The organism is Marinobacter sp. M1C (assembly GCF_023314135.1).
Classification (GTDB): Bacteria; Pseudomonadota; Gammaproteobacteria; order Pseudomonadales; family Oleiphilaceae; genus Marinobacter.
The window spans coordinates 2364846-2390372 of sequence record NZ_CP092289.1 but is presented as its reverse complement, the minus strand read 5'-3'; the positions used below and the strand labels follow the sequence as shown (position 1 = coordinate 2390372).

Genomic DNA, 25527 nt, shown 5'->3' with positions numbered 1-25527 from the left:
ATCCATTAAGGGAGGCGTCTATGAGCAAACAGTCGACAGACCTGGAGCAGCTTGCAAAGTCTGTTCCTGCCAAAGGTTTACCGCCACTGCAAGACTGGCATCCGCCGCTCTCTGGCGATATGGAGATGCGCATAGATCGCGCCGGCGATTGGTGGTTTAAAGGCAATATTATTGGGCGCGAGGCGCTGGTGAAGCTGTTTTCCACCATATTGCGGCTAGAAGATGACGGCGAGTACTACCTGGTTTCACCGGTTGAGAAATGGCGAATTCAAGTGGAAGACACACCGCTACTGGCGCACTCACTAACGGTAAGCGGGCAGGGCGAACAACAGGTGATAACGCTAACCACCAATGTGGGAGAAAATCTCAATATTGGCGCCGACCACCCGCTGCAGATGGACACTTACCCTGGTACTGGTGAACCCCGGCCACTAATAACGGTACGCCATGGTGTGCAGGCACGATTGGTAACGGCAGCTTACTACGAATTGGCGGATTTGGCCGTTGAGCGTTTAATAGGCGGCGAAACCGTGGTTGGCGTGCTCAGCGAAGGAAATTTCTATAAATTGACCGGCAACGGTTGAAAACTCTGTCTGCGCCCCAAAAAATAATGAATATCGCGGTTTAGTCGTTGTTAAGCTGGGTATACACGAATTCAATACAGTCATTTTAGACACGCAAGGAGATCACATGGCACAACCCCGCGTTGTATCCATCCATTACACGCTCACCAATGACCAGGGAGAAGAACTGGATTCCTCCCGCGTAGAAGGTCGGGAGCCGCTGTCTTACCTGGAAGGCGCACAGAACATCGTCGTTGGGCTGGAAAGCGCACTGAATGAAAAAGTCGCCGGTGAAGCCATGAAAGTTTCAGTGGCTCCTGCTGAAGCGTATGGCGAAAAGAACGACGAGCTGGTTCAGCCGGTTCCTCTCAGCGCGTTCGAAGGCGTAGAGTCCATCGAACCGGGTATGCAGTTCCAGGCGGAGACGCCGAACGGCCCCCAAGTGGTGCGCGTTATTGAAGTAGGTGACGAGACCGTTACTATTGACGCGAACCATCCTCTGGCTGGCGAGACCCTGCACTTTGATGTTGAAGTTGTTGAAGTTCGCGACGCAACAGACGAAGAACAGGAACACGGGCACGCTCATTAAATGACTGTGGACTGCTCGTAAAAAAGGCTCCCTCGGGAGCCTTTTTTTTGCCTGTTACTATTACATGTTGGGGTAGTTTGGACCGCCGCCGCCTTCTGGCGTTACCCAGGTAATATTCTGGGAAGGGTCTTTAATGTCGCAAGTTTTGCAGTGCACGCAGTTCTGCGCGTTAATCTGGAAGCGTTTGCCGCTGCCATCTTCCGCTTCAACCACCTCATATACACCGGCGGGGCAGTACCGCTGAGCCGCTTCGTTGTACATCGGCAGGTTGTGCTCTATCGGAATGCTTGGATCTTTCAGCTGCAGGTGAACCGGCTGGTCTTCTTCATGGTTGGTGTTAGAGATAAACACCGACGTCAGTTTGTCGAAGGTTAGTCGATTGTCCGGTTTCGGATAGCTGATCGACTTGCAGTCAGCAGCCGGTTTCATCGTATTGTGATCGGCCACAGTGTCGTGCAACGTGAAAGGCAGGCTGCGGCCCAGAATATTCTGTTCCAAATAAGCCAGACCACCACCAATGATTGGGCCAAACTTGTGAATGCTGGGCCCAAAGTTGCGGTCTTTGTACAGTTCTCTGTATAACCAGCTGTCTTTGAAACGGTCTTCAAAGCTGGTGATCTCTTCGCCAGTTTTACCCGCATTCAGCGCTTCAAATACTGCTTCTGCACCCATCATTCCAGATTTCATGGCAGTGTGGGTGCCCTTAATCTTGGAGAAGGTCAGAGTGCCGGCGTTACAGCCCAGCAGCAGTCCGCCCGGGAAACTCATTTTCGGCAAGCAGTTAAAGCCACCCTTGGTAATGGCACGGGCGCCGTAAGACACGCGTTTGCCGCCTTCCAGATGTTTTTTGATTTCCGGATGGTGCTTGAGCCGTTGCATTTCATCAAACGGGCTTAGGTGTGGATTGCTATAGCTCAAATCGGTAATCAGGCCTACATATACCTGTCCACCTTCAAGGTGATACAGGAACGAGCCACCGGTCGAGTTACTTTCGCTCAGCGGCCAGCCCGTGGTGTGCACAACCAGACCCGGTTCGTGTTTGGCTGGGTCAACGTCCCACAACTCTTTAATACCCAGGCCGTAATGCTGAGGGTCTTTACCCGCGTCCAGCTTGAATTCGTTGATCAGGCGCTTGCCCAGGTGGCCGCGGCTACCTTCTGTGAACAGAGTGTATTTGGCGCGCAGTTCCATGCCGGGCATGTAGCTATCTTTATGGCTGCCATCACGGGCTACGCCCATATCGCCGGTAATAATGCCTTTGACCTGGCCGTCTTCCACAATCGTTTCCGACGCTGCGAAACCGGGATAGACCTCGACACCGAGCTCTTCGGCACGCTCACCCAGCCAGCGGCAGAAATTACCCAGGCTGATAATGTAGTTGCCGTGGTTGTGCATGTTCTTTGGCACAAAAGCATTGGGTATTTTGGTCGCCTTTTCCTGATCTTTCAGCAGGAAAATATCATCACGGGTGACCGGAGTATTCAACGGTGCGCCCAGCTCTTTCCAATTTGGAAACAGCTCGTTCAAAGCGGTTGGCTCAAAAACGGTACCGGCCAAGATATGGGCGCCAATTTCGGAGCCTTTTTCCACCACACAAACCGTTAGTTCCTGGCTTGCATCCCGGGCAAGCTGCATCATGCGACAGGCTGCTGAAAGGCCGGCAGGACCACCACCGACGATCAGAACATCAAACTCCATCGATTCGCGTTCCACGTTAGTCTCCTCAACCATATTTTTTAAATGTTGGACAGCCACGGCTGAACCGGACCCGTCAAAATCTGTGCGCAATTATACGTGTAAAAAACGCTGCAGACGACTGTCTACGGCTAAAGTTAAGCTAGCTTTGTAACCATAGTAACTCTTCTTGCTTCTTCCTGACATGCCAAACAAACGTTTGTTTTAATTGATGTGTGGGGATTTTCTCCCTGTTCTCAAGCCGCTACGGCTGTACCGGCATGACCTAAACGGCGCCATTTGTATTGACCCGCTTTCGCTTTATCGGCAGTATTGGTGCACTCCCGCAGCAGATACTCCGATTGAATTTGCTGATACGTCTTTAAACACATCGTAGAAGAACGAGGAATCTATGAAGGTTCTGGTCGCTGTAAAACGAGTAGTTGACTACAACGTAAAAGTGCGCGTAAAGCCGGACAACTCCGGCGTTGATCTCGCTAACGTAAAAATGGCAATGAACCCATTCTGCGAAATCGCTGTTGAAGAAGCGGTTCGGCTGAAAGAAAAGGGCGTTGTGAGCGAAATTGTGGTGGTTTCTATTGGCCCCAAGGCCTGTCAGGAACAGATTCGCACCGCTCTGGCATTGGGCGCAGACCGTGGCATTCACATTGAAACAGACGCAGAGATTCAGTCTTTGCAGGTTGCCAAGCTGTTGAAAGCTGTGGTCGATAAAGAGCAACCCAATCTGGTTATTCTGGGCAAGCAGGCTATCGACTCAGACAACAACCAAACTGGCCAGATGTTGGCCGCGCTGGCAGGTATGAGCCTAGGCACATTCGCGTCTGAAGTTGTGATCGACGGTGACAAAGTAAACGTAACTCGTGAAGTAGATGGCGGCATGATGACCGTTTCACTGACGTTGCCCGCGGTTGTTACCACGGACTTGCGTTTGAACGAACCGCGTTACGCGTCGTTGCCTAACATTATGAAAGCGAAGAAAAAGCCTCTAGAGTCCATCAGCCCGGCCGATCTGGGTGTTGATGTCACTCCGCGCCTGACAACTGTCAACGTGGAAGCCCCGGCTTCACGCCAGGCAGGTATCAAAGTGGCAGACGTGGCAGAGCTGGTTAACAAATTGAAGAATGAAGCGAAGGTGATCTGATGAGCATCCTTGTAATTGCTGAACATGACAACAGCAGCCTGAAGCAGGCGACCCTGAGTGTTATTGCAGCCGCCAAGGTTATCGGTGGCAACATCGATGTGTTGGTCGCTGGTGAAAACGTGGGCGCCATTGCGGAAGCCGCAGCAAAAGCTGACGGCGTTAATAAGGTGATGGTTGCTGATAACGCGGTTTATGGCCATTTTTTGGGTGAAAACCTGAGCCAGTTGATTGTTGAGCTGGCCGAGGGTTACACCCACATCCTGGCAGCGGCCGGCAGCACGGGCAAAGACACCATGCCCCGCGTAGCGGCATTGCTGGATGTGGCCCAGATTTCTGACATCATTCGAGTTGAAGCCCCAGACACCTTTGTTCGCCCGATTTATGCGGGTAACGCCATCGCCACTATAAAATCCAGCGATAGCGTTAAGGTAATCACCGTGCGCCCAACCGGCTTCGACCCGGTAGCAGCAGAAGGTGGCTCCGCATCGGTGGAACAGCTGGACGTGGTAAAAGATGCAGGTTTGTCCACGTTTGTCAGTGAGCAAAAAGCGAAATCGGACCGCCCTGATCTTGCCAGCGCCGGGATTGTCGTCTCTGGTGGCCGCGGCATGCAGAACGGCGAAAACTTCAAAATGCTGGAGCAGATCGCCGACTTGATGGGTGCCGCTGTTGGTGCATCCCGAGCCGCTGTTGACGCCGGCTTCGTGCCCAACGACATGCAGGTCGGTCAAACCGGCAAAATCGTTGCACCCCAGTTGTACATTGCCGTTGGTATCTCCGGTGCTATTCAGCATCTGGCGGGTATGTCTGACTCCAAAGTGATCGTCGCGATCAACAAGGACGAAGAAGCGCCTATCTTCCAGGTAGCCGACTACGGCTTGGTTGCGGATCTGTTTGAAGCGATACCGCAACTTGAAGAAGAACTTAAGAAGGCGTAATAAGCTTCTGGTTCTATTGAAAAAGGCACCTTCTCTGGTGCCTTTTTTTATGAAAAATACCATTGAAAACGCAGGCAGGAAAAGTGATGAGTGCAAGCAAAAAGCCCCCTTACGATCTGTTGGTGTTCGGCGCCACCAGTTTTGTCGGTCAGATTCTGACCCAGTATTTGTACGACACCCATGGCGTGGGCGGCGATGTTTCCTGGGCCATAGCCGGCCGCTCCCAGTCAAAGCTTGAAGCACTCAGAAGCAAGCTAGGGTCAGGCGCTGCCGATTTGCCTCTATTGGTCGCCGATGCCACCGACGAGCCGGCACTGCAGGCACTGTGCATGCGCACCCGGGTTATTATTTCTACGGTTGGCCCTTACGCACTTTACGGCGAAGCATTGATCAAAGCCTGCGTTGAAACCGGTACAGACTACTGTGACCTTACCGGCGAGGTACAATGGATTGGTAAAATGGTGTCGCGCTATGAAGCGGGAGCGAAAGAATCCGGCGCACGCATCGTTCATTGCTGCGGTTTCGACTCTATACCTTCAGATATGGGTGTCTGGTTCCTTCAGCAACAGGCACAGAGCGCTTTTGGCAGCGTGTGCCAGGATGTCCGTATGCGAGTGAAAGCGGCCAAGGGAACACTCTCCGGCGGCACAGTCGCATCAATGATTAATATCGCCAAAGAAATGGCCGCCGATCCTGAGCTGCGTCGCTCTATGGCGAATCCGTTCTCCATCAGCCCAGCGGGCCACCGTTCAAAAACCCGCCAGCCTTCGCTGAAAGGCCCGCAGTTTGATAAAACCCTGAACAGCTGGCTGGCACCGTTTGTGATGGGCGCTATCAACACCCGTGTCATTCACCGTTCCAACGCTCTGCAAGATACCCGCTACGGCCAGGAATTTACTTACGACGAAGCGGTTATGACCGGCCGCGGTGTGAAGGGCCGGTTGGTTGCCTACGGTATCACTGCAGCATTGGCAGGGTTTTTTATGGGTTCTGCGGTGAAACCCACGCGCTGGGCTATTGAAAAATTCGTGCCGCAGCCAGGCGAGGGTCCCAGCCCGGATGCCCAGAAAGCGGGTTTTTTTGACATCCGATTTGTCGGAAAAACGGCTGACGGGCGCACGATCATTGCCCGGGTTAAAGGTGATCGCGACCCGGGTTACGGTGCTACTAGTCGCATGCTTGGCGAAGCAGCAAGCTGCCTGGCATTCGATATTCCGAAAAACCGGGACGGTGGTTTCTGGACCCCTGCATCGTTGCTAGGCCAGCCGTTGCTGGAGCGCTTGACCAGCCGTGCCGGTTTGAGCTTTGACGTGCTGGAAACCCGCTAAAACGGGGCTCCAGTCAACGGCATGTTGCCGGCTTACCAGAGTTTCTCGTAAAGCTCGGCAATCTGCTGTGCCGTTGGCACTCGCGGATTGTTGCCGGGGGACCCTGACGCAAGAGCCTGTTGAGCCATTGTTGGTATTAACTCAAAGAATTTGGCGCGATCAATACCAAAGCCGCCAGGGGTGGGTACCTGAAGCTCTTCATTCAGCGCATAGAGTTCTTTCAGCAGTTTCTGATTGGCGCTGTTGGTGTTGTCGGCCTCGTCAGCAACGCCCATTGCCCGAGCGCAGTCCGCGTAGCGTTCGGGCGCTGAGGGGATGGAGAACTCGGTAACGGCCGGCAACAGCATGGCGTTCGACAAACCGTGCGGCACATGAAACGCAGCGCCAATAGGGCGGCTCATGCCATGCACCAACGCCACGGACGCAGCGGAAAATGCGATACCCGCCAGGGTTGAACCCAGCATCATGGCCTCACGGGCTGGCTTGTTGGCTCCGTCTTTATAGCTGGTACGCAAGTTTGGCCCCAGCAAGCGCATGGCGGCCAGCGCCTGGGAGTCGCTGTACGGATTCGCTTTCTGACTGACGTAAGCCTCCATCGCGTGAGTCAGGGCGTCTATGCCGGTATCTGCGGTGGTTCGGGCAGGTACGGTGAGGGTCAGGTTGTAGTCCACCAGCGCCGCGACCGGCATAAAGCCAATGCCCACACAGAGCATTTTTTCATCACTGGTTTCATCCGTGATGATGGTAAAGCGGGTGGCTTCCGAACCTGTACCGGCGGTGGTTGGCACCGCAATCACCGGAATTCCGCTTTCATTGACGATGCGCGGAAATTTGTAATCGCTCATCACCCCACCGAAGCGGGCCAATATCGAAATCGCTTTGGCACTGTCAATCGGGCTGCCACCGCCAAGAGCGACAATACAATCGTAATCGCCGTTGCGAACCTGCTCAACGCCTGCCTGAATAGAGCCCACTGTGGGTTCCGGGACGGTATCGCTGAACACGTCAGCACCGATCGAATGCTTCAGAAGGCGCGCCTTGAGCGAGTCTGCATAGCCCAGTTCGACCATCATCTTATCGGTAATAATCAGCGGTCGGCTGCAATTCAGGCTGGCAAGTACATTGGGTAATTCTTCGCTAGCGCCGGCGCCAACCTGCAGGATGCGTGGAAGTATTATTTGCGAGGACATAGTAATTCCCGAAATTTTTGTATTTATATTAAAGCGCAATTGTAGCAGCGCCACCGGCCAGTGCATCCGTACTGTGAGCCAGGCTGATCACCGTACGGCCCACCAATCGTTGTGCTAAGCGACAGCGTATGCGGTCACGCAGGGCGTTGTCGACACCGGTGAATGGTTCGTCCAACACGAACACGGTCGCAGGACTTAGCAGCACTCGCGCTAATGCGATGCGACGGGCTTCGCCGCCAGACAGCACATTGCCGCCACTGCCCAGCCAAGTATCCAGCTGGGCTGGCTCATCGGCAAAGCGGTCTCCCATCTCGACGAGATCCAGCACTTGCCATAGATCGGCATCGCTGGCCTGCGGGTTGGCCATTTGCAGGTTCATTCTCAAGGTGTCGTCAAACAGATAGGTTTGCTGAGTCAGGTAAGCAACCGGAAGGCTGCTAACGCTGCCGCCTGATGGCTTTATCAGCCCGCTCAGAGCGTCTGCCAGGGACGATTTTCCGCTACCTGACCGGCCGGTAAAGCCTAGCCACTCCCCGGGCTTGAGTTTGAAGCTGAGAGAGCTGGCCAGCAAAGGCTGACTGTTGCCGTGGCGCAGCTGCAGATCATAAACCGCGACCGCAAAATCGCCGTTTTCAAGCGCTTCCAAGCCAGTCGTCTTCGCCAAGGTGACATTGCGGTGCTCGGCGCTTTCTGCTGTATCGCGGTTCAGGCGCCGGGCAGATGCCACAGTGCCGCCAAGGCGGGAAAATGCGTCGGGCAACATACCATACACCTCGCCCAATCCTAATAAAGCGATGGGCAGTAAGACCAGCACCGGGCCAGACAGCATTTGCTGCTGGTACAGGCTAAAACCCATCCACAGAGCCACCACTACTGCCAGGTTTATCAACAGGCTTGAGCCGGCAAGGTGCCAGCCAGCCCGAGTTTCGATAATGCATTGCTCGCTGGTTAACTGCTCGGCCTGCTGCATCAGCAAGGCGCTGTGGTTACGGGCACGGCCAGCGGCGGTAAGCTCTGCGTAACCTTCAATGTGCTGAACCAGCTGGCTTCGTAGCGTGTCCTGGCGCTCACTTTGGGCCTGAGCCAAGCTATGGGTGCGCATGTAGACAGCGCCCGTTGCCAGCACAAAGGAAAGGCCCAGGCAGGCAGCTACCAACGCGCCGGTTTGCACACTAAAAATCGCGGCGGACAAGATAATAACCCCAACACTTACCAGGGCCGCTAGGGCCGCAGGGGCAAGTAGGCGCAGATAAAGAGTATCCAGCGCGTCCACATCGGTGAGCAAGCGTGACAGCCATTGTGCGCCTGTCATTGGGGAGCGCTGGCTGCGGGGCACGAGTGCCAGGCGTTTAAACAGGGTTACCCGAATGTCGGCCAACAGTCGTAGCACGGTTTCGTGATTGTAAATTCGTTCCAGGTAGCGGAATACCGTACGCGAAACCGCAAACAGGCGAATGGCCGAGCCGGGCATATACAGCTCAATCGTGGCCTGAACTCCCATGGCGATCAACAGGCCAACCAAAGCGGTTTTGGTAATAAACCAGCCAGACACCGCCAACAAAGCAATACCTGCAAGCAGCGTTAGCAAAATCAGCAAAGCACCGATCAGCAAGCGGTTACGACGGTGAAAAATCAGCCGCAACCAAGGGCGCAGGGCATTAATCATCGTGACCTCCTTCAGGCGCGGCCTGTAACCTGCCATCCACCACCTGCAGCACCCGATCAGCCAGTGTGAGCAACGCCGTGTGATGGCTGGAAAATACCAGAGTTTTGCCTTGCTGCTTCAATTTGGACAGCGTTTGCACAATGTGTTGTTCGCTGTCGGCATCCAGCGCTGCGGTGGGCTCATCCAGTAAGATTAGGTCATAATCTGCCACCAGAATGCGCGCCAGGCTCAGGCGCCGTGACTGCCCACCCGACAGGCCCTGGCCATCCTCCATTACTTTGCTGTGAATGCCATCCGAACGCAGGGCAAGCAAGGGCCCCAGGCCAACCTGTTCCAGCGCTGCTGCTACATCGCTATCGCTGGCCTGTGGTGCGGTTAAACGCAGGTTGTCGGCCCAGGTGCCGTCAACCAAAAAGCCTTTTTGCCCTAACCAGCCAAACGCTTGCTGGCCGGGGGCCTTGTCAAAAATGGTAATGGCACCGCTTTGTGGGGCAATAAATCCCGCTATCATATTCAGTAAGGTGCTTTTACCCCCTCCAGAGGGCCCCGTTAGCGCAAGTGCTTGCCCGCGGCCGACGCTGAACGACACCCGGTCAAACAACAGCTTGTTTTTGCCAAAGCCAAAGCTGACATCGTGAACCATTATCCCGATGCTGTCCTGCGAGGGGGTAGGGCGAACCCGCGAGCCAATCGTGCCGGACGAGTTAAGCCGACTAAGGATTTCAGCGCCGGCACCCAGGGCGGATGCACGATCGTGATAGTGCTGTGACAGCGTGCGTAAGGGTTGAAAAAACTCTGGAGCCAGCAGTAACACCAGCAAACCGGAAAACAGCGTTAAATCCGGTGCCGGGCCAAAGGCGATGGAGCCCAGCAGGCCGAAGCCCACATACATGGCCACAACGGCGATGGCCACAGACGAAAAGAACTCCAGCACGGCTGACGACAAAAACGCCAACCGCAGGGTTTTCATGGTAATAAACCGGTATTGGTCCGAGCGCTGTTGCAGAACCTCGGCCGCAGGGCCGGTTTGCTGAAACAGTTGCAAAGTGGTCAGCCCGCGTACCTTATCCAGAAACTGGCCAGACAGGCGACTGACGGTTTGAAAGTGCTGTTGGTTCAATGATTCAGCGCCCATACCCACCAAAGCCATGAACAACGGAATCAGTGGCGCTGCAAACAGTAAGAAAAGTCCCGCCAGCCAATCTAGCCAGAAGACAAACGCCAGAATCATTAGCGGTAGCAGGGTGGCAATCAGCATTTGCGGAAGAAAACGTGCGAAGTAGCCGTGCAGGGCATCCACGTGGTCAAGCCATTCGCGGCTGTGCGTGCCAGCAGAGGACTGGTTCAGGTTCACCGGACCGGAAGCTTCCCAGCAATCGTTAAGTTGCTGACGCACCTGATGGCGCACCTGTTGGCTGCAACGTGACGCCAGAGTGGTTTGCCAACCTTGGGCCAGCGCCCGAATCCCTAACGTGGCCAACAAGCCCAAAAAATAGGGTGTTAGTGCAGCCAAGTCGACTTTTTCCACCAAACCCTGGTGAATAATCGTGGCCAACAAGGTCATCTGTACGATGGTGGCAAGGCCTGCAAGCAAACCTGCCACCGCCGTGCCGTTAACGCCTTTGTTGTGTGCTTTGGCTAAGCCTTTTAACCATTGCTTTACCTCTGAACCCGGTGGTACCGCCGATAAATCGCCGGTACCACCGTTATTCATGGCCTTGGCGTTTCGCGCTTCGGGCTCAGCCACCTAGTGGTATCCCTCGCCGGCGCGCACTTTGCCGCGGAATACCCAGTAGGTCCAAGCGGTGTACACCAGTACAAAGGGAATCACAATCAGCAGACCTATTAACAGGAACAGTTGTGAATTGTACGCCGATGCTGCGTCCCACAGGGTGTAGTTGGGCGGTATCACGTAGGGCCAGCGGCTAACAATCAGCCCAAAATACGTCGTGATGAAAAGTCCGATGGTCGCGACGAACGGCATGCCCTCGAGCCGGTTGCGCACGGAACGGAAAATCTGAAAGGCAAACAGCAAGGTCAGAACCGGCAACACCCAGATTATGCTCAGGTTGTCGAACCAGCGGTCACGTACCATGTCGTCAACGAAGGGCGTCCACACACCAATAATGCCGAACACCACTAAAACCGCTGTAAGCAGAGGCAGGCTGATCTTATACGCCCATTCCTGCAGCCGGCCTTCGGTTTTCATGATTAGCCAGGTGGAGCCCAAAAGCGCATAGCCGGCAATTAAGCCAAGGCCCGTCATTACGGTAAACGGAGTTAACCAATCCAGCGCGCCACCAACGTAAACCCGATTGGCGGTTTCATAGCCCTGAATGTAACTGCCAACCACCACACCCTGTGCAAACGCTGCCACGGTTGAGCCGCCGGCGAACGCCCAGTTCCACAAATAGCGCGAGGTGCGCGCCTTAAAACGGAACTCGAACGCAATGCCGCGAAAAATAAGCCCCGCCAGCATCAGGAACACCCCGATGTACAGAGCGGGCAGCAATATGGAGTAAACCAGAGGGAATGCGGCAAGCAGCCCGGCGCCGCCAAGCACTAGCCAGGTTTCATTACCGTCCCAAACCGGAGCCACCGAATTCATCATGGTGTCGCGATCTTGCTCCGAGGGCGCGAAGGGGAACAGAATCCCCACGCCCAGATCGAAGCCGTCCATCATCACATACATAATTATGCCGAAACCAATAATGAACGCCCAGACTAATGCTAGATCAATCATTCCCATAATTAATGTCCTCCCTGGCCAGCTGGTTGCCCATTGGTTTTACCAATTTCAAATTTAGTGTGTGCCGCAGACAAGGGACGCTTCGGCCGTTCGGTTTGTGACTCAGGCTCTTCATAGTCCGCCTCAAGACCCTCAAACAAAACCCTCATCAGATAGTAAACACCGGCCGAGAACACCATCGAATACACCACCACATAACCAATCAGGGTGAACAGCGCCATGCCGCCGGTGAGTGACGGTGTAATGGCCGCCGAGTAATCGAGCATGCCATAGACCAGCCACGGTGAACGCCCAATTTCGGTCACAAACCAACCTGCCAATACCGCAATAAACGGCGTAATACTCATGACGCGCAGACCCTGCAGGAACCACTTGGTGCGCCAAAATTTGTCGCCACGGCGCAGGACTAAACCTGTCAGGGCAAACAGAATCATCAGCAAACCAAGGGCCACCATAACGCGGAAAGACCAGAACACAATCGCAACCGGTGGCTGTTCTTCGACAGCAACTTCGTTCAAGCCCAGGATTTCGCCATTCCAGTCGTGAGTGAGCACTAAGGACGCCAGGCCAGGGATACCAATTTCAAAATGGTTGGTCTGGTTTTCCTGATCTGGCATAGCAAACAGCAACAGAGGAACGTTGGTCCCGGTTTCCCAGTGGCCTTCCATAGCGGCCACTTTCATGGGCTGGTGTTCAAGCGTATTCAAACCGTGAAAATCACCAACCACCGCCTGAGTCGGCGCCACTATCAACAGCAGCCAAAGGCACATAGACAGTGCTTTCCGGTTGGCTTCCACTTCGCGGCCGTTAAGCAGATACCAGGCGCTCACGCCGGCCACAACAAATCCGCCGGTCAGGAACGATGCCAACACCATGTGGGCAAAGCGATAGGGGAAAGACGGGTTGAAAATCGCTTCGCTCCACGACGTGACGTAAAAAACGCCGTCACGAAGTTCCGCGCCTGCCGGTGTGTGCATCCAGCTGTTGGCCGACAGAATCCAGAAGGTCGATATGAACGTTCCGGTTGCCACCATAATGGCCGCAAACAAATGCACACCGCGCGGGACCTTGTTACGGCCAAACAGCAAAATGCCCAAAAATGCAGCTTCCAGGAAGAACGCTGTTATGACTTCATAACTCAGCATTGGTCCTAGAAAATTGGCAGTCGCTTGGGAAAAGTTGCTCCAGTTTGTACCAAACTGAAACGACATAACGATCCCGGAGACCACGCCCATGCCAAAAACCACGGCAAAAACTTTGGTCCAGAACGAGGACAGGCGAACCCATGATTGATTGCCAGTTTTAAAGGCCAGGCCTTCCAGCACAGCAATATAAGAAGCAAGACCCACAGTGAATACTGGGAAAATAGCGTGGAATGACACCACGAACGCGAACTGTATTCGCGACAACAAGACGGGATCGAGTTCCATAGAACCTCCGGTAACTTCTCACACAGAACCAAGAAGCTTATGCTCTTGGCGGCGGCTGCCTTTGGTATCTTTCGTGTTGTTATTACCAGCAGAAGATTGCATCCTACTATCTTATACAGCCGCGCGCCTCGGACAGATTGTCGCACTCTTGACATACATTAAGAGCCTGAGGTTGCGACTTACAAAAACTATAGCTTAGCGAGATAAATTAACAACTTACGAGCGTGTTACGAATGGGATTTTACCAAGAAAAAATACTGCCGCACCTGGTTGCCAAAGTGTGCGCCAGTAACGACCTGATGGCGTTGCGCCAGAGCCTGGTGCCCAGGGCCAAAGGTGTTGTGCTGGAAGTGGGAATGGGTTCGGGCATCAACCTGGCGCTTTATAAGCCCGGCGACGTTACACAAGTATACGGGCTGGAGCCGTCGGCGGGTATGCGTCACAAAGCCATCGAAAATGCCAACCGGTCACCAGTGCCCCTAGAGTGGCTGGATTTGCCGGGCGAGGAAATTCCGCTTGCAGACGCCAGCATAGACACAGTGGTGCTGACGTTTACTCTGTGCAGCATCGCCGGCTGGGAAAAAGCACTGATCCAGATGAAAAGAGTACTGCGAGCCGATGGCAAGCTGCTGTTTCTTGAGCACGGCGAATCACCGGATGCCAAGGTTCAGCGCTGGCAACACCGAATAACGCCGGCCTGGAAGCGCATTGGCGGCGGCTGCCACCTGAACCGACCCATTGCCGACCTGATCCGCAGCGCAGACTTTGAAATCGTTGAGCTAGACACCTTCTATCTAGCAAATGCGCCGCGCATTGCCGGCTACATTTATCGGGGTGTTGCGGTGCACTCAAAACAGATCTTTTAAATTAGAAGCCAATCCGAATTGCGTTAGCGAACGTGGCCTTATACAATTCCTCGCTCAAAAACATCCCCTCGAAATGCTCCGATGGTGGAATAGGTAGACACAAGAGACTTAAAATCTCTCGACCTCACGGTCGTGCCGGTTCGATTCCGGCTCGGAGCACCATATTTTTCAATAGGTTACTGTATATTCCTGTTAGCAAAGCAAGTTCTTTTTCTTCATGTAGACAGTTGACTTCAAGCGCCTGGCATCGACCATCTACATGACTTGGTAATTTCTCTCGTCTTAAGTAGCTATTGGTTTTCATTGATTTTTAACTATACTCGGTCCAAGAACAAATTAACTTGAGCCTTTATGAACCAAGTAAAAACGACACAACGCCAAGCGGTTAGAGATGTCGCATTAGCGAGAATCTTCTCTCCGTCAATCTATAAAGAGCTGGCAGCCAAGGGAAGGTCGCCAGCCCTTTCTAGACTGGCTCGTCAGTGCACTTTATTTGATCAGGTTGGGTGCGGCAGTATCGGCGATTTGTTTGAATATGCCTTTTTAAGGCTGAAGCAGGGAAACAGATCCGAGTATGTATACAAGGCTGCTTTGGCGAAAAAGACGATTCTTGGTATTCACAATCTGAATACTGCAGCTCTACTTTCCGAGTATAGAGCAGGATCTTCAAAAGCTGATATCGTAGTAGTTAATGGTACTACGACGGTATATGAGGTTAAGTCTGAGCGGGATAAACTTTGTAGGTTATCGGGTCAAATTTCTGATTATTTACAAGTTTTCGGTAGAGTGAATGTTGTTCTTGCTGCAAAGCACATTGCAGACGCCGAGAACCTTTTACCTGAAATAGTTGGCATTCATTGTTTAACCAAGCGTAATCAAATTTCCGTAGTACGCGAAGGGCAAGATAACTCAAATAACATACTGTCATCTGCTCTCTTTAATTCGCTTTCACTGAGAGAAGCATCTGAAGTTTTAATTGAGCTTGGCATCAGAACTCCAAGTGTTCCCAATACCCAGCTATATACAGAACTGGCGAAAATTTTTGATAGTTTGCCTGGTAAAATTGTACATGAGGCATCTGTTAAGGTACTGAAAATCTCACGTTCACAAAGCTACTTGAAGGATTTTATTTCAGGGCTTCCCAGCTCTTTGAAGGTTAATGCGCTTACTACGCCCCTGAGAATAAAGGATAGGTCAAGGGTGCTGGAGACTTTAGGCCTGCCAATTGAAACTGCTAAAAAATGGATTTAAGCATGTATTTTCCTTTTTTCCGAGGCAAACAGTATGACCTGCTCACTATCAGAGAAACCACTGATGTGCTGGTGGGGTCTGGCTTTATTCCCATTATCGAACCTGTTAAAGAATCGCTCAGCAGTTTGAATAGGTGCTTGGCTTCATTAGATGAGGCAAAAGCCGAGTGCATTCTGATAGCGAACCCCCGGTACGGTGATCATGCCCATCAGCATGATAATTTGCAGGATTTTATTGCAGAAGATGTTAATGACTCCCCTTACATTACGATTGGGATTCTTTTGCTTGAGACCACCTCAATTGAAGAAGTTGCCCGCCTTTACAAGCTTTTCTCGGCAAAGAGGATTTCCTTTATACATAGCGGTTTTAAAAGACCAAAGGACCTCTCAGCGTGGTTGTCAGAAAATGAGTTGGATGCTCGGCAGATTTTCATCGAAAATAATTGCGGAAAGATCTATCGTCGAAATTTCAAAAAATATGATCGTGTACTGATTCGAGATGGCTTTAAAAAACGCACAAACAGCAAGCACCCCGAAGTGGAAGAGTTCTCAGACCTACACCTTACCTATACGGAAGAGGGAGTGGATGGTTTTGGCGATTTTCTTATAGTTGGGGATGACTATTCGGAGGGCGGTGGCCCAGCCTATGCGGTCGCCATACACTTAACGTATATTGATGAAGATGAAGACAGTATCATGTACGTCCATCATTTTAAGTCAATAAGGCAAGATTCGCCGACAGACCCTGCTGGAAAATTCTTAGAAGCTCTCAATAAGTTAATTGATGCAGTAAACGAGCCAAATACAAAAATCTGGAAGACTGATGCGGTTAAAGAGTTTATCCGCTTACATGAAAAAAAACATTTTCCTGGTCTAGGCACTGCAAAAAAACTCTCCATGAAACATCATCTTGAAACGATGGCAATCTTCGCAAAACGGGAGCAATAATGCGTTTCTGTTGTGGGAACTGCATAGGTGATCGGTATATCAAGCGTGAAGTAATACCCTCGATATCAGAAAACGAAGGTACTTGCTCATTTTGCAAGGCACATCATGTTCAGCTCGTTAAACCGGTCGCTCTGCGGGAGCGCTTTGAGTTGCTTCTCAGTATTTATTCACCAGATCCGGAGGGAAAGCTCCTTGTTGAGTGGCTTAAAGAGGACTGGGCAATTTTTGACCTACCTCAAATGGAAAAAGCACACGCTAAGGATTTACTTTCCGAAATATTGGATGATGGCGACATTGTTAGAAAACCATTCTCGCCTCTAAGGAGTTGCCATACCAATAGCCTAGAGGAGTGGGATGGTTTGAGAGAAGAGCTCAAACACAGAAATCGATTTTTTCCTGAAATGGGTTTGGATCTTGAGCGCCTCAGAGAGCTTTTCCCCCACTTAATATTCGATGAACTCACATCTGACAAGCTGTTTTACAGAGCTAGAATTCAGTCAGCTAGACCTTATGAGAAAAGCGAGATGGGTGCCCCTCCAGAGATTTCGTCCACTCATGGCCGCGCTAATCCCGCGGGCATACCTTATCTGTACCTTGCTTCAACAGTCCTAACTGCGATATCTGAGATTAGGCCACACACAGGGGAAAAAATTTCAGTAGGTGAGTTTCTTATCCCTGAGGGATTGAAGCTTGTAGATCTGAGAGAGCCCAAAAAGACAGTCTCGCCATTCATTCTTGACGACGAAAGTGATGTGGCGACCTTAAGAGGTGATGTAATGTTCCTTGAGCGTCTCGGTGAGGAGTTGACCCGCCCTGTACTCCCTAAGGCAGCGGCAATCGATTACATCCCTAGCCAATTTCTCTGTGAATTCGCTAAGAAATGTGGTTTTGACGGCGTTGTTTATCGCAGCTCTGTTAGTGATGGTATGAATATAGCTCTTTTCAACCCCATGATGACGTCGTGTCGACAGGTTTGCGAATACAACGTTTCGAAAGTTTCTGTGGAGGCGGAGCCTCAGTGAGCTCCAATTAGCTGTCCGAACAGTTATTGACAGAACTTCAAGGCGGTCGGCTTTTTCCGCCGCTTCGATAAACGTTTTTTACCCTGGTTTCATAGAATAAGTGCACCACCGGCCTCCCGTAAACGTCGCCAGCGTGGCTTCTCGGATACACTGCTGCGTGAGCGCATCGAACTGACCCTCAGCGACGAAGAGAAGGTCGGCGCCAGCAAGACCTTCTTCACCAAGGTTAAAGAAGAGCTTCAGTTCATCCCGGCCCAACTCAAAGTTCTGGAATACTGGCAGGAAAAAGCCGTGTTCGAGCAAGATGGTGAAGAGCGTATCCTGGCAGCCACCCGTCCGGTTCATCCGCTGGGCAAGTGCACGGCCACCACGTCTTTGCTGGCTTACATCATTACCTCAAAATACGCCGATGGCCTGCCTCTGTATCGTCTGGAGCACATGCTCAAACGCCTGGGCCATGAGATCAGCCGCACCAGCATGGCACACTGGGTTATCCGCCTGGATGACGTGTTCAAACCGCTCATCAATCTGATGCGCGAAGTGCAAAACAGCAGTGACTACCTGCAAGCCGATGAATCCCGAATGTACGTTCTGAAAGAAGACGGCAAAACGGCGCAGTCTGATAAGTGGATGTGGGTCACCCGCGGTGGCCCGCCAGGGCAACCGTCGGTTCTGTTTGAATACGACCCATCACGGGCGGGCAAAGTGCCGGTGCGTCTGCTCGACGACTTTAAGGGTATTCTGCAAGCCGACGGTTACTCTGGCTATGGCAAAGTGTGCCGAGACAACAACATCACTCGAATTGGTTGCTGGGACCACGCGAGACGTAAGTTCGTGGAAGCTATCAAAGGGTCCAAACCTCAAGGTAAAGGCAAACCCACAAAGGTCTCCAAGGCCGACGTGGCTCTAAGCCACATCAACAAACTCTACGCCATCGAGCGCCAGATCAAAGAGCTGAGTGACAATGAGCGTTACCGCATTCGTCAGGAGCTGAGCGTTCCCAGGCTGGAAGCCCTTAAGATCTGGCTGGAGGCTAATGCTGGCAAGGTCGCAAAAGGCACTATGACTCGCAAGGCCATGGATTATACGCTGAACCAATGGCCTACCCTGATCGGTTACTGCGAACGAGGCGACCTACAGATCAGCAACGTGCTGGCCGAAAACGCTATCCGTCCGTTCGCTCTAGGTCGAAATTATCCGTGGTTCTCGATTATGGAAGGTTGCGCCTAGAGACATGGACGATATGCCAGAATGGATGCTGTTTTGTTCGATAATAACCAAACAAAACAACATCTATCCTATATCTCCTTACGGTTTAATGTCCCTGTTAACCATGCATAATCACAAGCTCTGTAAGAACCGCAGGACGCTATCCGATGGCCGGTATCGTAATGGGGCGAGGGGAAGCGCTTGCAGGCTCTTTAACGCTCGTTCTTTCATCGCAAGATCAGCTTCGATGTACTGATGAGTGGTGGATAGATTTTCATGACCGAGCCACAGCGCAATGACGGTTATATCAACCCCAGCCTGCAACATATGCATGGCGATGGAATGCCGAATCAGGTGCGGAAATACCCGTCGCTTTGCTAGTTCAGGATATTGTCTGGCGGCGCATTTAACCGCTAGTTTCAATCGCTCGGTCAAGCCAATGCGTGTCAAATGGCCGCCGGATCTATTCGGAAAAAGCGGTTGCTCGAAGGAGCGTGGGGATTCTCGCAGCCAGCGTTTGAGCTGTGCGGCCGTATTTGGCCACAATGGCACCGCGCGCTCTTTGCGTCCCTTGCCGCGGATGTGAATGGAGGAAGCACTGGGGTCAAGAACCAGATCACCCACCAGCATCCCAGTCAGCTCGGATACACGGGCTCCGGTATTGTAGAGCGTGGCGAACATTACTCGATCACGTTGTCCCGTCCAGGTGTTTTGATCCGGTGCCGCGATAATGGCTTGCATATGCTCGCGTGAGAGGAATCCGACCAACGGGTGCTCGAAGCGCTTCATCGGGATTGCCAGCACTGATTGCGCAATGGCAAGAGCTGAAGGTTCTTGGTAAGCAACGTACGCCATGAAGGACCGGATCGCGGCGAAGCGTGCGTTACGGCTACGAACACAGTTATGGCGCTCCACCTCGAGGTACTGGAGAAAATCCAAAATAAGACCCGCGTTCAAATCATCAAGCACCAGGTCGCTGGGTTGTTTCCCTAGCCGCCGATGGGCGAATTCAAGTAGTAATCGGAAGCTGTCACGATAGGCCGCAACGGTACACGGGCTTGCCTGCTGTTGCTGCATCAGCCGCTGTACGAAAAACCGCTGTAATAGACATGGAAAACTTAACGGTGCTGGCGCGCTCATAATAGCTCTCCCTGGTAAAGTTCGGGACGCAAGGCCGCCTTGGCCAGCAACTCGGGTGTCGCCGTCAGGTACCAGTAGGTATCGGTGATCTTAGCGTGTCCGAGGTAGGTAGATAACGCTAGAATGTGGTGTTCGATATCGATGTTTTGCGCATACCAGCGCTCAAGGTTATGGCAGACAAACGAGTGCCGAAGGTCATGGATGCGTGGCGCAGGATGATCACCACGAGAACGCCACTTCAATTGTTGTCGTAATAACTTGAAGGCATATTCCACACTAGAGATCGACGCGGACCGGCCATAATCAAATACAAAGAACGCCTTGGTATTGGCGGCGAGAGGATGGTTATCGCGCAGACGTTCGTAATCTTGCAACGCGTTTGTCGTGGTGGAATGCAATGGCACCCAGCGTGACTTACCGAACTTGGCATTCCGGATATGCAGCAATCCGTGCTCGAGATCTACATCCGGGCGCTGTAACCCGGTAGCTTCAGAGATCCGCAAACCTGTTGAGGCGATAAGTCCGAAGATCGTGGCGCAACTGGCACCCCGTAAACCACCCGACGGGGGCAGAGAGGCGCAGGCTTCCAACAACGCGCAGATTTCGGCGTCCGTATAAATATGCGGTGTCAGCCGACGATGAGCACGCCCGAAGAGCCCACGGGGTGGAATCTCGGTCGCAGGATTAAACTGTAGGCAGTATCGAGCAAAGGGACGCAACACTTCGATACGCCGGGCGGCAGTGATCCGTTTGTGCTGGCGTGAAGCGCAGGCCCACTGCTCAGACAGCTTAATTGTCAGTGGACCCTGATGGCCGATGCGTTCGGAAAAGCGCGCGAAACGCTCTAGCTGCTCACCCTCAATCTTCAGTAAAAACCCTGCCTGCCGCCGGTAATTCAGGTATGCCTCTACCGTGGGGGCAAATGTTTCTGGCGTGTTCATGACTTCCTCCCAGGCCACGGCAGGGCCACCTGTGCTAGCGCCTGAATATCGACTTTGGCGTAGATTGTCGTGGTGTCGAGGCTGCGATGGCGCAACAGGTCGGCGATTTCTTTGAATCTGGCGCCGCTGTGCACCAGTCGACCGGCCAGTGTGTGCCGCAAGATGTGCGTGCCTCGAATGCGGTGTCCAAGACCGCAGCGTTGCGCTGCATTACGTATGGCATTGCGTATGATATCCGGATCGGCCGGGGCGTTGAGTGGTGGGCGATGTCGAACAAACAGCTCACGGCGAGTCGTTTGTGGCCGACCATCCTGCAAATATTGTGCGATCGCTCGGCCGGTTGCGTCTGGTAGCGGGAGGATATCGATGCGCCTACCTTTACCGTGGATATAAAGCGTTCCTGCTCGCCAATCCACATCGTCAAGCTGCAGGCGAGCCACTTCCGTTCGACGCAAGCCCAGATCGAGAAGGCAACGGGCTATCGCATAATCGCGCTTGCCCGTTGCATGGCGGCGATCAAAGGCATTGAGAAATTGCTCCACCTCCTTGGTGGAGAGTACCTGCGGTAATCCAGAAAGACGCCATTGTGCGACTTGAGGAAGGCTGGCAATCAACGCTGCCGTCTGCTCTCCTTGACTTGCTCTGAAGGCAAAGTAAGTTTTTAGCGACGAAGTGGCTGTACTAATCGACGCGGGTGCCCATGCTGCTGTGTAGTGGGCGAAGAAGCGGATCACATCCGCCGGCCCAAGTAAGCTCAGTTGCACTGGCCCAGCGCCAAAACTATCGATGAGAAAATCGCGCAGATGGCGTGCCCGGGCCAAACGGGTGGTCGGAGCCAGACCTCTCACATCGGCAAGATGCTGTTCGAAATCCTCTAGTTGCGCTGCGATAGGAGCAGGAACTACAGATATTTTTGGTCTGCATTGACCATTGCTTCTGAGCATCTTAAGTAAATGCCCGAGTGCGGCGCGGACTTCCTTACGCGCACGTCGGCACCGAGTTGCGCATCGACACACCAGCAGGTGTTCGTCAATGAAGCGTTTAACTAACGCTTCGCCCATGTCTGAGAGATGGACATCTTGTCCTCTGGACCAGTGAGCAAAATGCGCGACACTTCTGGAATATCCCTCGATGGTGCCAGAAGCATAACCGCGCTCGGCAAGGTATTTAACGTAAGGATCCTCACTGGAACCAAGTACTGTACCGGCGAACCACTCACTCGTTCTCTGTACATGCTTCGAATATGCAGAATCAAGCATGGCAACTCTCCTTCGTGATGGTAGAGAGCTACAAAGAAAGCACCGAGAATTATGTATGGCAAGTCAGCGCAGTGAGCCGTTTATAGCGCTGAAAAATAGCGACTTGGTGGGATTTGTCTTAGGCAACCTTCCATAATCGAGAACCACGGATAATTGCGATTATGGAAACGTGACCATAACCGAAAGGCTTGGCTGTTCGCAGATACTTCACGGGGCGCCCGTGCCAGTGCAACCTGCTATTCCCTGGTCGAGACCGCTAAGGCAAACCGTCTGGAGCCCTCGGCGTATATCCAATATGTGCTGGACCGCATTGCCGAAGCAGACACGCTGGAAAAGCTGGAAGCATTGCTGCCGTGGGGTGTAGATCTGGAGCGGACTTCAAAAAAAGTGCCGCAGATCGACTGAAGGCAAGTGGGTCGATTTATTGGCGCTTACTGTGTAGCACATCATTAGATTGCTTGGTTAGCGCTTCAGGCGTTGGCGTTACTGGCGTAATGGCCAGAATCGTGTAACGTAAAGGGCTGTCCGCTAACCGGACCACGATTCCAGGAGCGCATTTGTGTCTCAGTCTGAGCAGTTTGCCAGCGACAATTACAGTGGTATTTGCCCGCAGGCCTGGGCCGCCATGGCCGAGGCCAACCGGTCGGACGAGCCAGCCTATGGTGAGGACGTCTGGACCCAGCGGGCTTCTGATGGCCTGCGCGAGCTTTTCGATACCGACTGCGATGTCTTCTTCGTCTTCAACGGCACCGCCGCCAATTCGCTGGCGCTGGCCTCTATCGGCCAGTCGTTCCACAGTGTGATCTGCCATGAGATGGCGCACATCGAGACCGACGAGTGCGGTGGGCCGGAGTATGCGTCCAATGGTGCCAAGCTGTTGCTAGGGCATGGGCCCGACGGCAAGCTGACGCCAGCAAGCATCGAGCAGCTGGTGACCAAGCGCAGCGACATCCACTTTCCCAAACCCAAAGCCCTGAGCCTCACCCAGGCGACGGAGCTGGGTACCGTTTACACGCCCGAAGAACTGCGTGCCATCCGGGCAGTGGCCGACCGCCATAAGCTCAGTATTCATATGGATGGCGCCCGCTTTGCCAACGCGGTGGCGGCGCTGGACATACATCCTTCGGAGATTACTTGGAAGGTGGGCGTCGATGTGCTGTGTTTCTCCGGCACCAAGAACGGCCTGGCGCTGGGTGAAGCGGTTGTGTTCTTCAATCGGAAACTGGCGGAAGATTTCGAGTGGCGGTGCAAGCAAGCCGGACAGCTGGCGTCGAAAATGCGCTTTATCTCTGCGCCCTGGTGCGGTTTGCTGGAGGGCAATGTCTGGCTGGACAACGCCCGCCATGCCAATGCCTGTGCAAAAAGATTAGCCGATGGGCTCGCGGGGTTGCCGGGTATTGAGTTGCGCTACCCGCGCCAGGTGAACGGTGTGTTCGTGGAGTTGCCGGAATTGGTCCAGGCTGCGCTCCGTGCAAAGGGTTGGCGGTTCTATAATTTTATTGGTGGCTGCTCCCGTCTGGTGTGTTCCTGGTCCACCACCGAGGCCCAGGTGGACAAGTTCCTGGCGGACTTGCGCGCACTGGTGTTATAAATCCGCCCCGCTCCTCACCGGCAAGGGTGCTTTCACCCTTCCATGTGAAGCGCGGGACGCTCCTGTCCCGAAAGGCCTTAGACGGTGTTCATCACTCCGGCTTCCTGCCGTATCAGCCACCAGGCCGCCACGAGTCCCCAAACTGCGTTGAAGATCAGTACCAGTAACGGTGTCAGGGTGCCTAGGTCCTGACCCAGAACACCGACGCCCAATTTCATCGGGAACACTATCAGACATTGCACGATGGTGGGCCCAAGACTCAACAGCAACCCGCGCGCGAACATGTTCATGCTACCGAGGGGCAACAGGAACGCAAACCCCCAGATGCCGCCCCATATCATAAATGAATAGATCATAGACGGTGTGAGCGGGGGCGCGAGTGCAACACCCAACGCCGCGGAAATTCCCAGCATTCCGAACAGCCAGAGCGTGAGTACGGTGGCGAGGCCACCGAGGCATCCTGCGGCGAATAAGCCAGAGAGGCGTGTAGCCATTTCGTATTCCTTTTTCTATAGAGGCCAGCGGAGTTGGGTTGCACCCGGCGGATAAGTTCTAAACTTATAGACCCCGCCTGATGGCGTCAAGTGTCGTCTAAATGCTTGCCCAGCATCGCGTTATAGCTCCCGGTCGCCGCTTTGTACTCAGCCCTGGTTCGAGCTATCAGGTCGCAGACAATGCAGAGCTTCACCGTTCATCGACGGAGCAGGGAGCCAAGCTGTTCGTTGTCGACTAAACTCACATAACCAGGCCATCATTGATGACAAAATCTGCGCGTCACTGCGGCTTTGTCATCAATGATGGCGGACGTTATGTACGGCACTTTGAGGTCATCAAGCATCAGTTTCGGTAGAATGTTGGCGGTAAACGGGTGCAATTGCTTTGTAATCAGCCATCCAAATTCGTTAACGATCTGGCGGACGCCCAAGTGGGGCGCCGGTTGATTTTGGCGTTATGTTTTTATTCAACTAAAGGAGTTTATCAATAAATGGAAATTATTTACCCAATGTTTGCACTTGTAGTTCTTACATTTGTTATTGGATTTAGTACGGGAATATCTCGCTTAATTAGTGCGAAAAAAGGATTAGTGGATCGCAGGTATTTTAAGTTATTCGCTGGATATACTCCACCCGATAACATAGTTAAACTAGGTCGTAATTTTTCCAATTTACTTGAAGTTCCAATTTTGTTTTATGCGGTTGGTATTATCCTGCTAACTTTAGATATTAACAACCAACTAATGCTAGGTTTTGCTTGGGCTTTTGTTGCCTTTCGTATAATTCACTCAGTTATTCATGTTACATATAACAATCCAATTCATAGGTTTTTAGCATTTTTATTATCAAGTAGCATTGTACTAGTCATGTGGGTGCAGTTGGTGATAATTATCAGCTAAAAAAAATAACAATAAATTAAACAGGGACAAAATAAAGTTGGCTGTTTTCACTTCGTTCAACATTTCAGCCAACATTATTTTGCCCGTTAATTGGGCATTGAACTAAACCGCTTCGCGGTAGCGAATGGGCCTGGGAGTTTTCCCCCGAACACAAGGTAATCCTCCCATTTTAAGCAGCAGTTATTTATAGAAATTCTTTATAAGTGCGACGATTTCCAATGCGCCACTAATTCCAGTAAGCCGGGGAAGCGTGCATTGAGGTCTTCTGTCCTCAGCCGGCTGCGGCGCTCCAGCCCGTACTGTCGCTGGCGGATCAAGCCAGCTTCACGTAAAGCCTTGAAGTGATGGGTCAGCGAAGACTTAGGACGATCTAAACCGAACCACCCGCAGGGATGATCATAGGCCACCGATTCGAGCATGAGCTTGTGGACGATGGTCAACCGCAACGGATCTGCGAGTGCTCCCATGACCTTCTCAAGACGAAGTAAACTGATTGCCGGTTCAGGTAGCGGCTTCGGTAAGTCGGATGGCAACTCGGGGTCGCAAGCTGGGGTACGGGGAATATTCACAGGCGGATAATAGCACATGTACGAGTTTTGTCGAACTTGTGCTACTGTAC

General features: G+C 52.7%; 23 protein-coding genes, 1 tRNA gene and 2 pseudogenes. 15 read left to right on the top strand and 11 right to left on the bottom strand.

Annotation, left to right across the window (positions count from 1 at the left end; all coding sequences use genetic code 11):
* The first annotated feature begins 20 nt into the window (after positions 1-20).
* The gene (locus tag MIH19_RS11290) at positions 21-584 is read left to right on the top strand and encodes a DUF1285 domain-containing protein (RefSeq protein WP_249004979.1); all 564 of its coding nucleotides are present in this window, start codon (positions 21-23) and stop codon (positions 582-584) included.
* A 106-nt stretch (positions 585-690) separates the two neighbouring features.
* On the top strand, positions 691-1152 hold the full coding sequence (locus MIH19_RS11285; RefSeq protein WP_249004978.1) for a peptidylprolyl isomerase: 462 nt from the start codon (positions 691-693) through the stop codon (positions 1150-1152).
* Between the two features lie 60 nt (positions 1153-1212).
* Here the strand turns inward: MIH19_RS11285 and MIH19_RS11280 are convergent, their stop codons facing one another.
* A complete protein-coding gene (locus MIH19_RS11280) occupies positions 1213-2865 on the bottom strand; it encodes an electron transfer flavoprotein-ubiquinone oxidoreductase (protein WP_249004977.1) in 1653 nt (550 codons plus the stop codon).
* 373 nt (positions 2866-3238) lie between these two features.
* Here MIH19_RS11280 and MIH19_RS11275 point away from each other — a divergent pair, with 373 nt between their 5' ends.
* The 3 genes from MIH19_RS11275 to MIH19_RS11265 all read left to right on the top strand — a co-directional run bounded on the left by MIH19_RS11275 (position 3239) and on the right by MIH19_RS11265 (position 6254).
* Positions 3239-3988: an electron transfer flavoprotein subunit beta/FixA family protein gene (locus MIH19_RS11275; RefSeq protein WP_249004976.1), complete on the top strand. Its 750-nt coding sequence runs from the start codon at positions 3239-3241 to the stop codon at positions 3986-3988.
* Positions 3988-4926 carry an FAD-binding protein gene (locus MIH19_RS11270; protein ID WP_249004975.1) on the top strand — a complete coding sequence of 313 codons (939 nt, stop codon included), beginning with the start codon at positions 3988-3990 and terminating at the stop codon, positions 4924-4926. Before MIH19_RS11275 ends, MIH19_RS11270 begins: the two co-directional genes overlap by 1 nt.
* Positions 4927-5012: 86 nt before the next feature.
* Entirely contained in the window at positions 5013-6254 is a 1242-nt protein-coding gene (locus tag MIH19_RS11265; protein ID WP_249004974.1) for a saccharopine dehydrogenase NADP-binding domain-containing protein, read from the top strand.
* A 32-nt stretch (positions 6255-6286) separates the two neighbouring features.
* Here MIH19_RS11265 and MIH19_RS11260 read toward each other — a convergent pair whose 3' ends face one another.
* From MIH19_RS11260 to MIH19_RS11240, 5 genes are read right to left on the bottom strand one after another with little or no spacing between them, the layout of a single operon-like run.
* Positions 6287-7444 (bottom strand): iron-containing alcohol dehydrogenase, encoded by a 1158-nt coding sequence (locus tag MIH19_RS11260; protein ID WP_249004973.1) that lies wholly within the window; start codon positions 7442-7444, stop codon positions 6287-6289.
* A 28-nt stretch (positions 7445-7472) separates the two neighbouring features.
* A complete protein-coding gene (gene cydC, locus MIH19_RS11255; RefSeq protein ID WP_249004972.1) occupies positions 7473-9110 on the bottom strand; it encodes a thiol reductant ABC exporter subunit CydC in 1638 nt (545 codons plus the stop codon).
* On the bottom strand, positions 9103-10857 hold the full coding sequence (cydD, locus tag MIH19_RS11250; protein ID WP_249004971.1) for a thiol reductant ABC exporter subunit CydD: 1755 nt from the start codon (positions 10855-10857) through the stop codon (positions 9103-9105). Before cydD ends, cydC begins: the two co-directional genes overlap by 8 nt.
* Complete coding sequence (gene cydB / locus MIH19_RS11245) at positions 10858-11859, bottom strand: cytochrome d ubiquinol oxidase subunit II (protein ID WP_249004970.1); 1002 nt, start codon at positions 11857-11859, stop codon at positions 10858-10860.
* 2 nt (positions 11860-11861) lie between these two features.
* Positions 11862-13289 carry a cytochrome ubiquinol oxidase subunit I gene (locus MIH19_RS11240; RefSeq protein WP_249004969.1) on the bottom strand — a complete coding sequence of 476 codons (1428 nt, stop codon included), beginning with the start codon at positions 13287-13289 and terminating at the stop codon, positions 11862-11864.
* A gap of 233 nt (positions 13290-13522) precedes the next feature.
* On the opposite strand from MIH19_RS11240, the gene MIH19_RS11235 reads away from it, so the two are divergent.
* The 6 genes and pseudogenes from MIH19_RS11235 to MIH19_RS11210 form a co-directional block, all read left to right on the top strand.
* Entirely contained in the window at positions 13523-14155 is a 633-nt protein-coding gene (locus tag MIH19_RS11235; RefSeq protein ID WP_249004968.1) for a class I SAM-dependent methyltransferase, read from the top strand.
* A gap of 75 nt (positions 14156-14230) precedes the next feature.
* Positions 14231-14317 (top strand) — tRNA-Leu (locus MIH19_RS11230).
* 189 nt (positions 14318-14506) lie between these two features.
* The gene (locus MIH19_RS11225) at positions 14507-15406 is read left to right on the top strand and encodes a sce7726 family protein (protein WP_249004967.1); all 900 of its coding nucleotides are present in this window, start codon (positions 14507-14509) and stop codon (positions 15404-15406) included.
* Between the two features lie 2 nt (positions 15407-15408).
* Positions 15409-16353 (top strand): sce7725 family protein, encoded by a 945-nt coding sequence (locus MIH19_RS11220; protein ID WP_249004966.1) that lies wholly within the window; start codon positions 15409-15411, stop codon positions 16351-16353.
* A 149-nt stretch (positions 16354-16502) separates the two neighbouring features.
* Positions 16503-17375: an RES family NAD+ phosphorylase gene (locus tag MIH19_RS11215; RefSeq protein WP_249004965.1), complete on the top strand. Its 873-nt coding sequence runs from the start codon at positions 16503-16505 to the stop codon at positions 17373-17375.
* A 126-nt stretch (positions 17376-17501) separates the two neighbouring features.
* Positions 17502-18566, top strand: a pseudogene (locus MIH19_RS11210) (IS66 family transposase); the annotation flags it as partial.
* 150 nt (positions 18567-18716) lie between these two features.
* Here MIH19_RS11210 and MIH19_RS11205 read toward each other — a convergent pair.
* The 3 genes from MIH19_RS11205 to MIH19_RS11195 are packed head-to-tail and all read right to left on the bottom strand — an operon-like array spanning position 18717 to position 21924.
* The gene (locus MIH19_RS11205) at positions 18717-19724 is read right to left on the bottom strand and encodes a tyrosine-type recombinase/integrase (protein ID WP_249005996.1); all 1008 of its coding nucleotides are present in this window, start codon (positions 19722-19724) and stop codon (positions 18717-18719) included.
* Entirely contained in the window at positions 19721-20665 is a 945-nt protein-coding gene (locus MIH19_RS11200) for a tyrosine-type recombinase/integrase (RefSeq protein ID WP_249005995.1), read from the bottom strand. The genes MIH19_RS11205 and MIH19_RS11200 overlap by 4 nt, the downstream gene beginning before the upstream one ends.
* A complete protein-coding gene (locus MIH19_RS11195; RefSeq protein WP_249005994.1) occupies positions 20662-21924 on the bottom strand; it encodes a site-specific integrase in 1263 nt (420 codons plus the stop codon). The genes MIH19_RS11200 and MIH19_RS11195 overlap by 4 nt, the downstream gene beginning before the upstream one ends.
* A gap of 180 nt (positions 21925-22104) precedes the next feature.
* Between MIH19_RS11195 and MIH19_RS11190 the strand changes: the two are divergent.
* Positions 22105-22329 (top strand): annotated as a pseudogene (locus MIH19_RS11190) (transposase domain-containing protein); the annotation flags it as partial.
* Positions 22330-22483: 154 nt separating this feature from the next.
* Positions 22484-23515, top strand: a complete 1032-nt coding sequence (locus MIH19_RS11185) for a low specificity L-threonine aldolase (protein WP_249008922.1) — start codon at positions 22484-22486, stop codon at positions 23513-23515.
* A 77-nt stretch (positions 23516-23592) separates the two neighbouring features.
* On the opposite strand, the gene MIH19_RS11180 is transcribed toward MIH19_RS11185, so the two are convergent.
* Positions 23593-24009, bottom strand: coding sequence for a hypothetical protein (locus tag MIH19_RS11180; protein WP_249008921.1), 417 nt, complete (start codon positions 24007-24009; stop codon positions 23593-23595).
* 101 nt (positions 24010-24110) lie between these two features.
* On the opposite strand from MIH19_RS11180, the gene MIH19_RS11175 reads away from it, so the two are divergent.
* The gene (locus MIH19_RS11175; RefSeq protein ID WP_249009085.1) at positions 24111-24248 is read left to right on the top strand and encodes a hypothetical protein; all 138 of its coding nucleotides are present in this window, start codon (positions 24111-24113) and stop codon (positions 24246-24248) included.
* Positions 24249-24500: 252 nt separating this feature from the next.
* Positions 24501-24908, top strand: coding sequence for an MAPEG family protein (locus tag MIH19_RS11170; RefSeq protein ID WP_249008920.1), 408 nt, complete (start codon positions 24501-24503; stop codon positions 24906-24908).
* 197 nt (positions 24909-25105) lie between these two features.
* Here the strand turns inward: MIH19_RS11170 and MIH19_RS11165 are convergent, their stop codons facing one another.
* Positions 25106-25375 carry a transcriptional regulator gene (locus MIH19_RS11165; RefSeq protein ID WP_249008919.1) on the bottom strand — a complete coding sequence of 90 codons (270 nt, stop codon included), beginning with the start codon at positions 25373-25375 and terminating at the stop codon, positions 25106-25108.
* Positions 25376-25527 lie beyond the last annotated feature (152 nt).

Coding starts and splice junctions, on each gene's coding strand:
- MIH19_RS11290 (WP_249004979.1), top strand. CDS start 21: ATGAGCAAACAGTCGACAGACCTGGAGCAGCTTGCAAAGTCTGTTCCT.
- MIH19_RS11285 (WP_249004978.1), top strand. CDS start 691: ATGGCACAACCCCGCGTTGTATCCATCCATTACACGCTCACCAATGAC.
- MIH19_RS11275 (WP_249004976.1), top strand. CDS start 3,239: ATGAAGGTTCTGGTCGCTGTAAAACGAGTAGTTGACTACAACGTAAAA.
- MIH19_RS11270 (WP_249004975.1), top strand. CDS start 3,988: ATGAGCATCCTTGTAATTGCTGAACATGACAACAGCAGCCTGAAGCAG.
- MIH19_RS11265 (WP_249004974.1), top strand. CDS start 5,013: ATGAGTGCAAGCAAAAAGCCCCCTTACGATCTGTTGGTGTTCGGCGCC.
- MIH19_RS11260 (WP_249004973.1), bottom strand. CDS start 7,444: ATGTCCTCGCAAATAATACTTCCACGCATCCTGCAGGTTGGCGCCGGC.
- cydC (WP_249004972.1), bottom strand. CDS start 9,110: ATGATTAATGCCCTGCGCCCTTGGTTGCGGCTGATTTTTCACCGTCGT.
- cydB (WP_249004970.1), bottom strand. CDS start 11,859: ATGGGAATGATTGATCTAGCATTAGTCTGGGCGTTCATTATTGGTTTC.
- MIH19_RS11240 (WP_249004969.1), bottom strand. CDS start 13,289: ATGGAACTCGATCCCGTCTTGTTGTCGCGAATACAGTTCGCGTTCGTG.
- MIH19_RS11235 (WP_249004968.1), top strand. CDS start 13,523: ATGGGATTTTACCAAGAAAAAATACTGCCGCACCTGGTTGCCAAAGTG.
- MIH19_RS11225 (WP_249004967.1), top strand. CDS start 14,507: ATGAACCAAGTAAAAACGACACAACGCCAAGCGGTTAGAGATGTCGCA.
- MIH19_RS11220 (WP_249004966.1), top strand. CDS start 15,409: ATGTATTTTCCTTTTTTCCGAGGCAAACAGTATGACCTGCTCACTATC.
- MIH19_RS11205 (WP_249005996.1), bottom strand. CDS start 19,724: ATGAGCGCGCCAGCACCGTTAAGTTTTCCATGTCTATTACAGCGGTTT.
- MIH19_RS11200 (WP_249005995.1), bottom strand. CDS start 20,665: ATGAACACGCCAGAAACATTTGCCCCCACGGTAGAGGCATACCTGAAT.
- MIH19_RS11195 (WP_249005994.1), bottom strand. CDS start 21,924: ATGCTTGATTCTGCATATTCGAAGCATGTACAGAGAACGAGTGAGTGG.
- MIH19_RS11180 (WP_249008921.1), bottom strand. CDS start 24,009: ATGGCTACACGCCTCTCTGGCTTATTCGCCGCAGGATGCCTCGGTGGC.
- MIH19_RS11175 (WP_249009085.1), top strand. CDS start 24,111: ATGCTTGCCCAGCATCGCGTTATAGCTCCCGGTCGCCGCTTTGTACTC.
- MIH19_RS11170 (WP_249008920.1), top strand. CDS start 24,501: ATGGAAATTATTTACCCAATGTTTGCACTTGTAGTTCTTACATTTGTT.
- MIH19_RS11165 (WP_249008919.1), bottom strand. CDS start 25,375: ATGGGAGCACTCGCAGATCCGTTGCGGTTGACCATCGTCCACAAGCTC.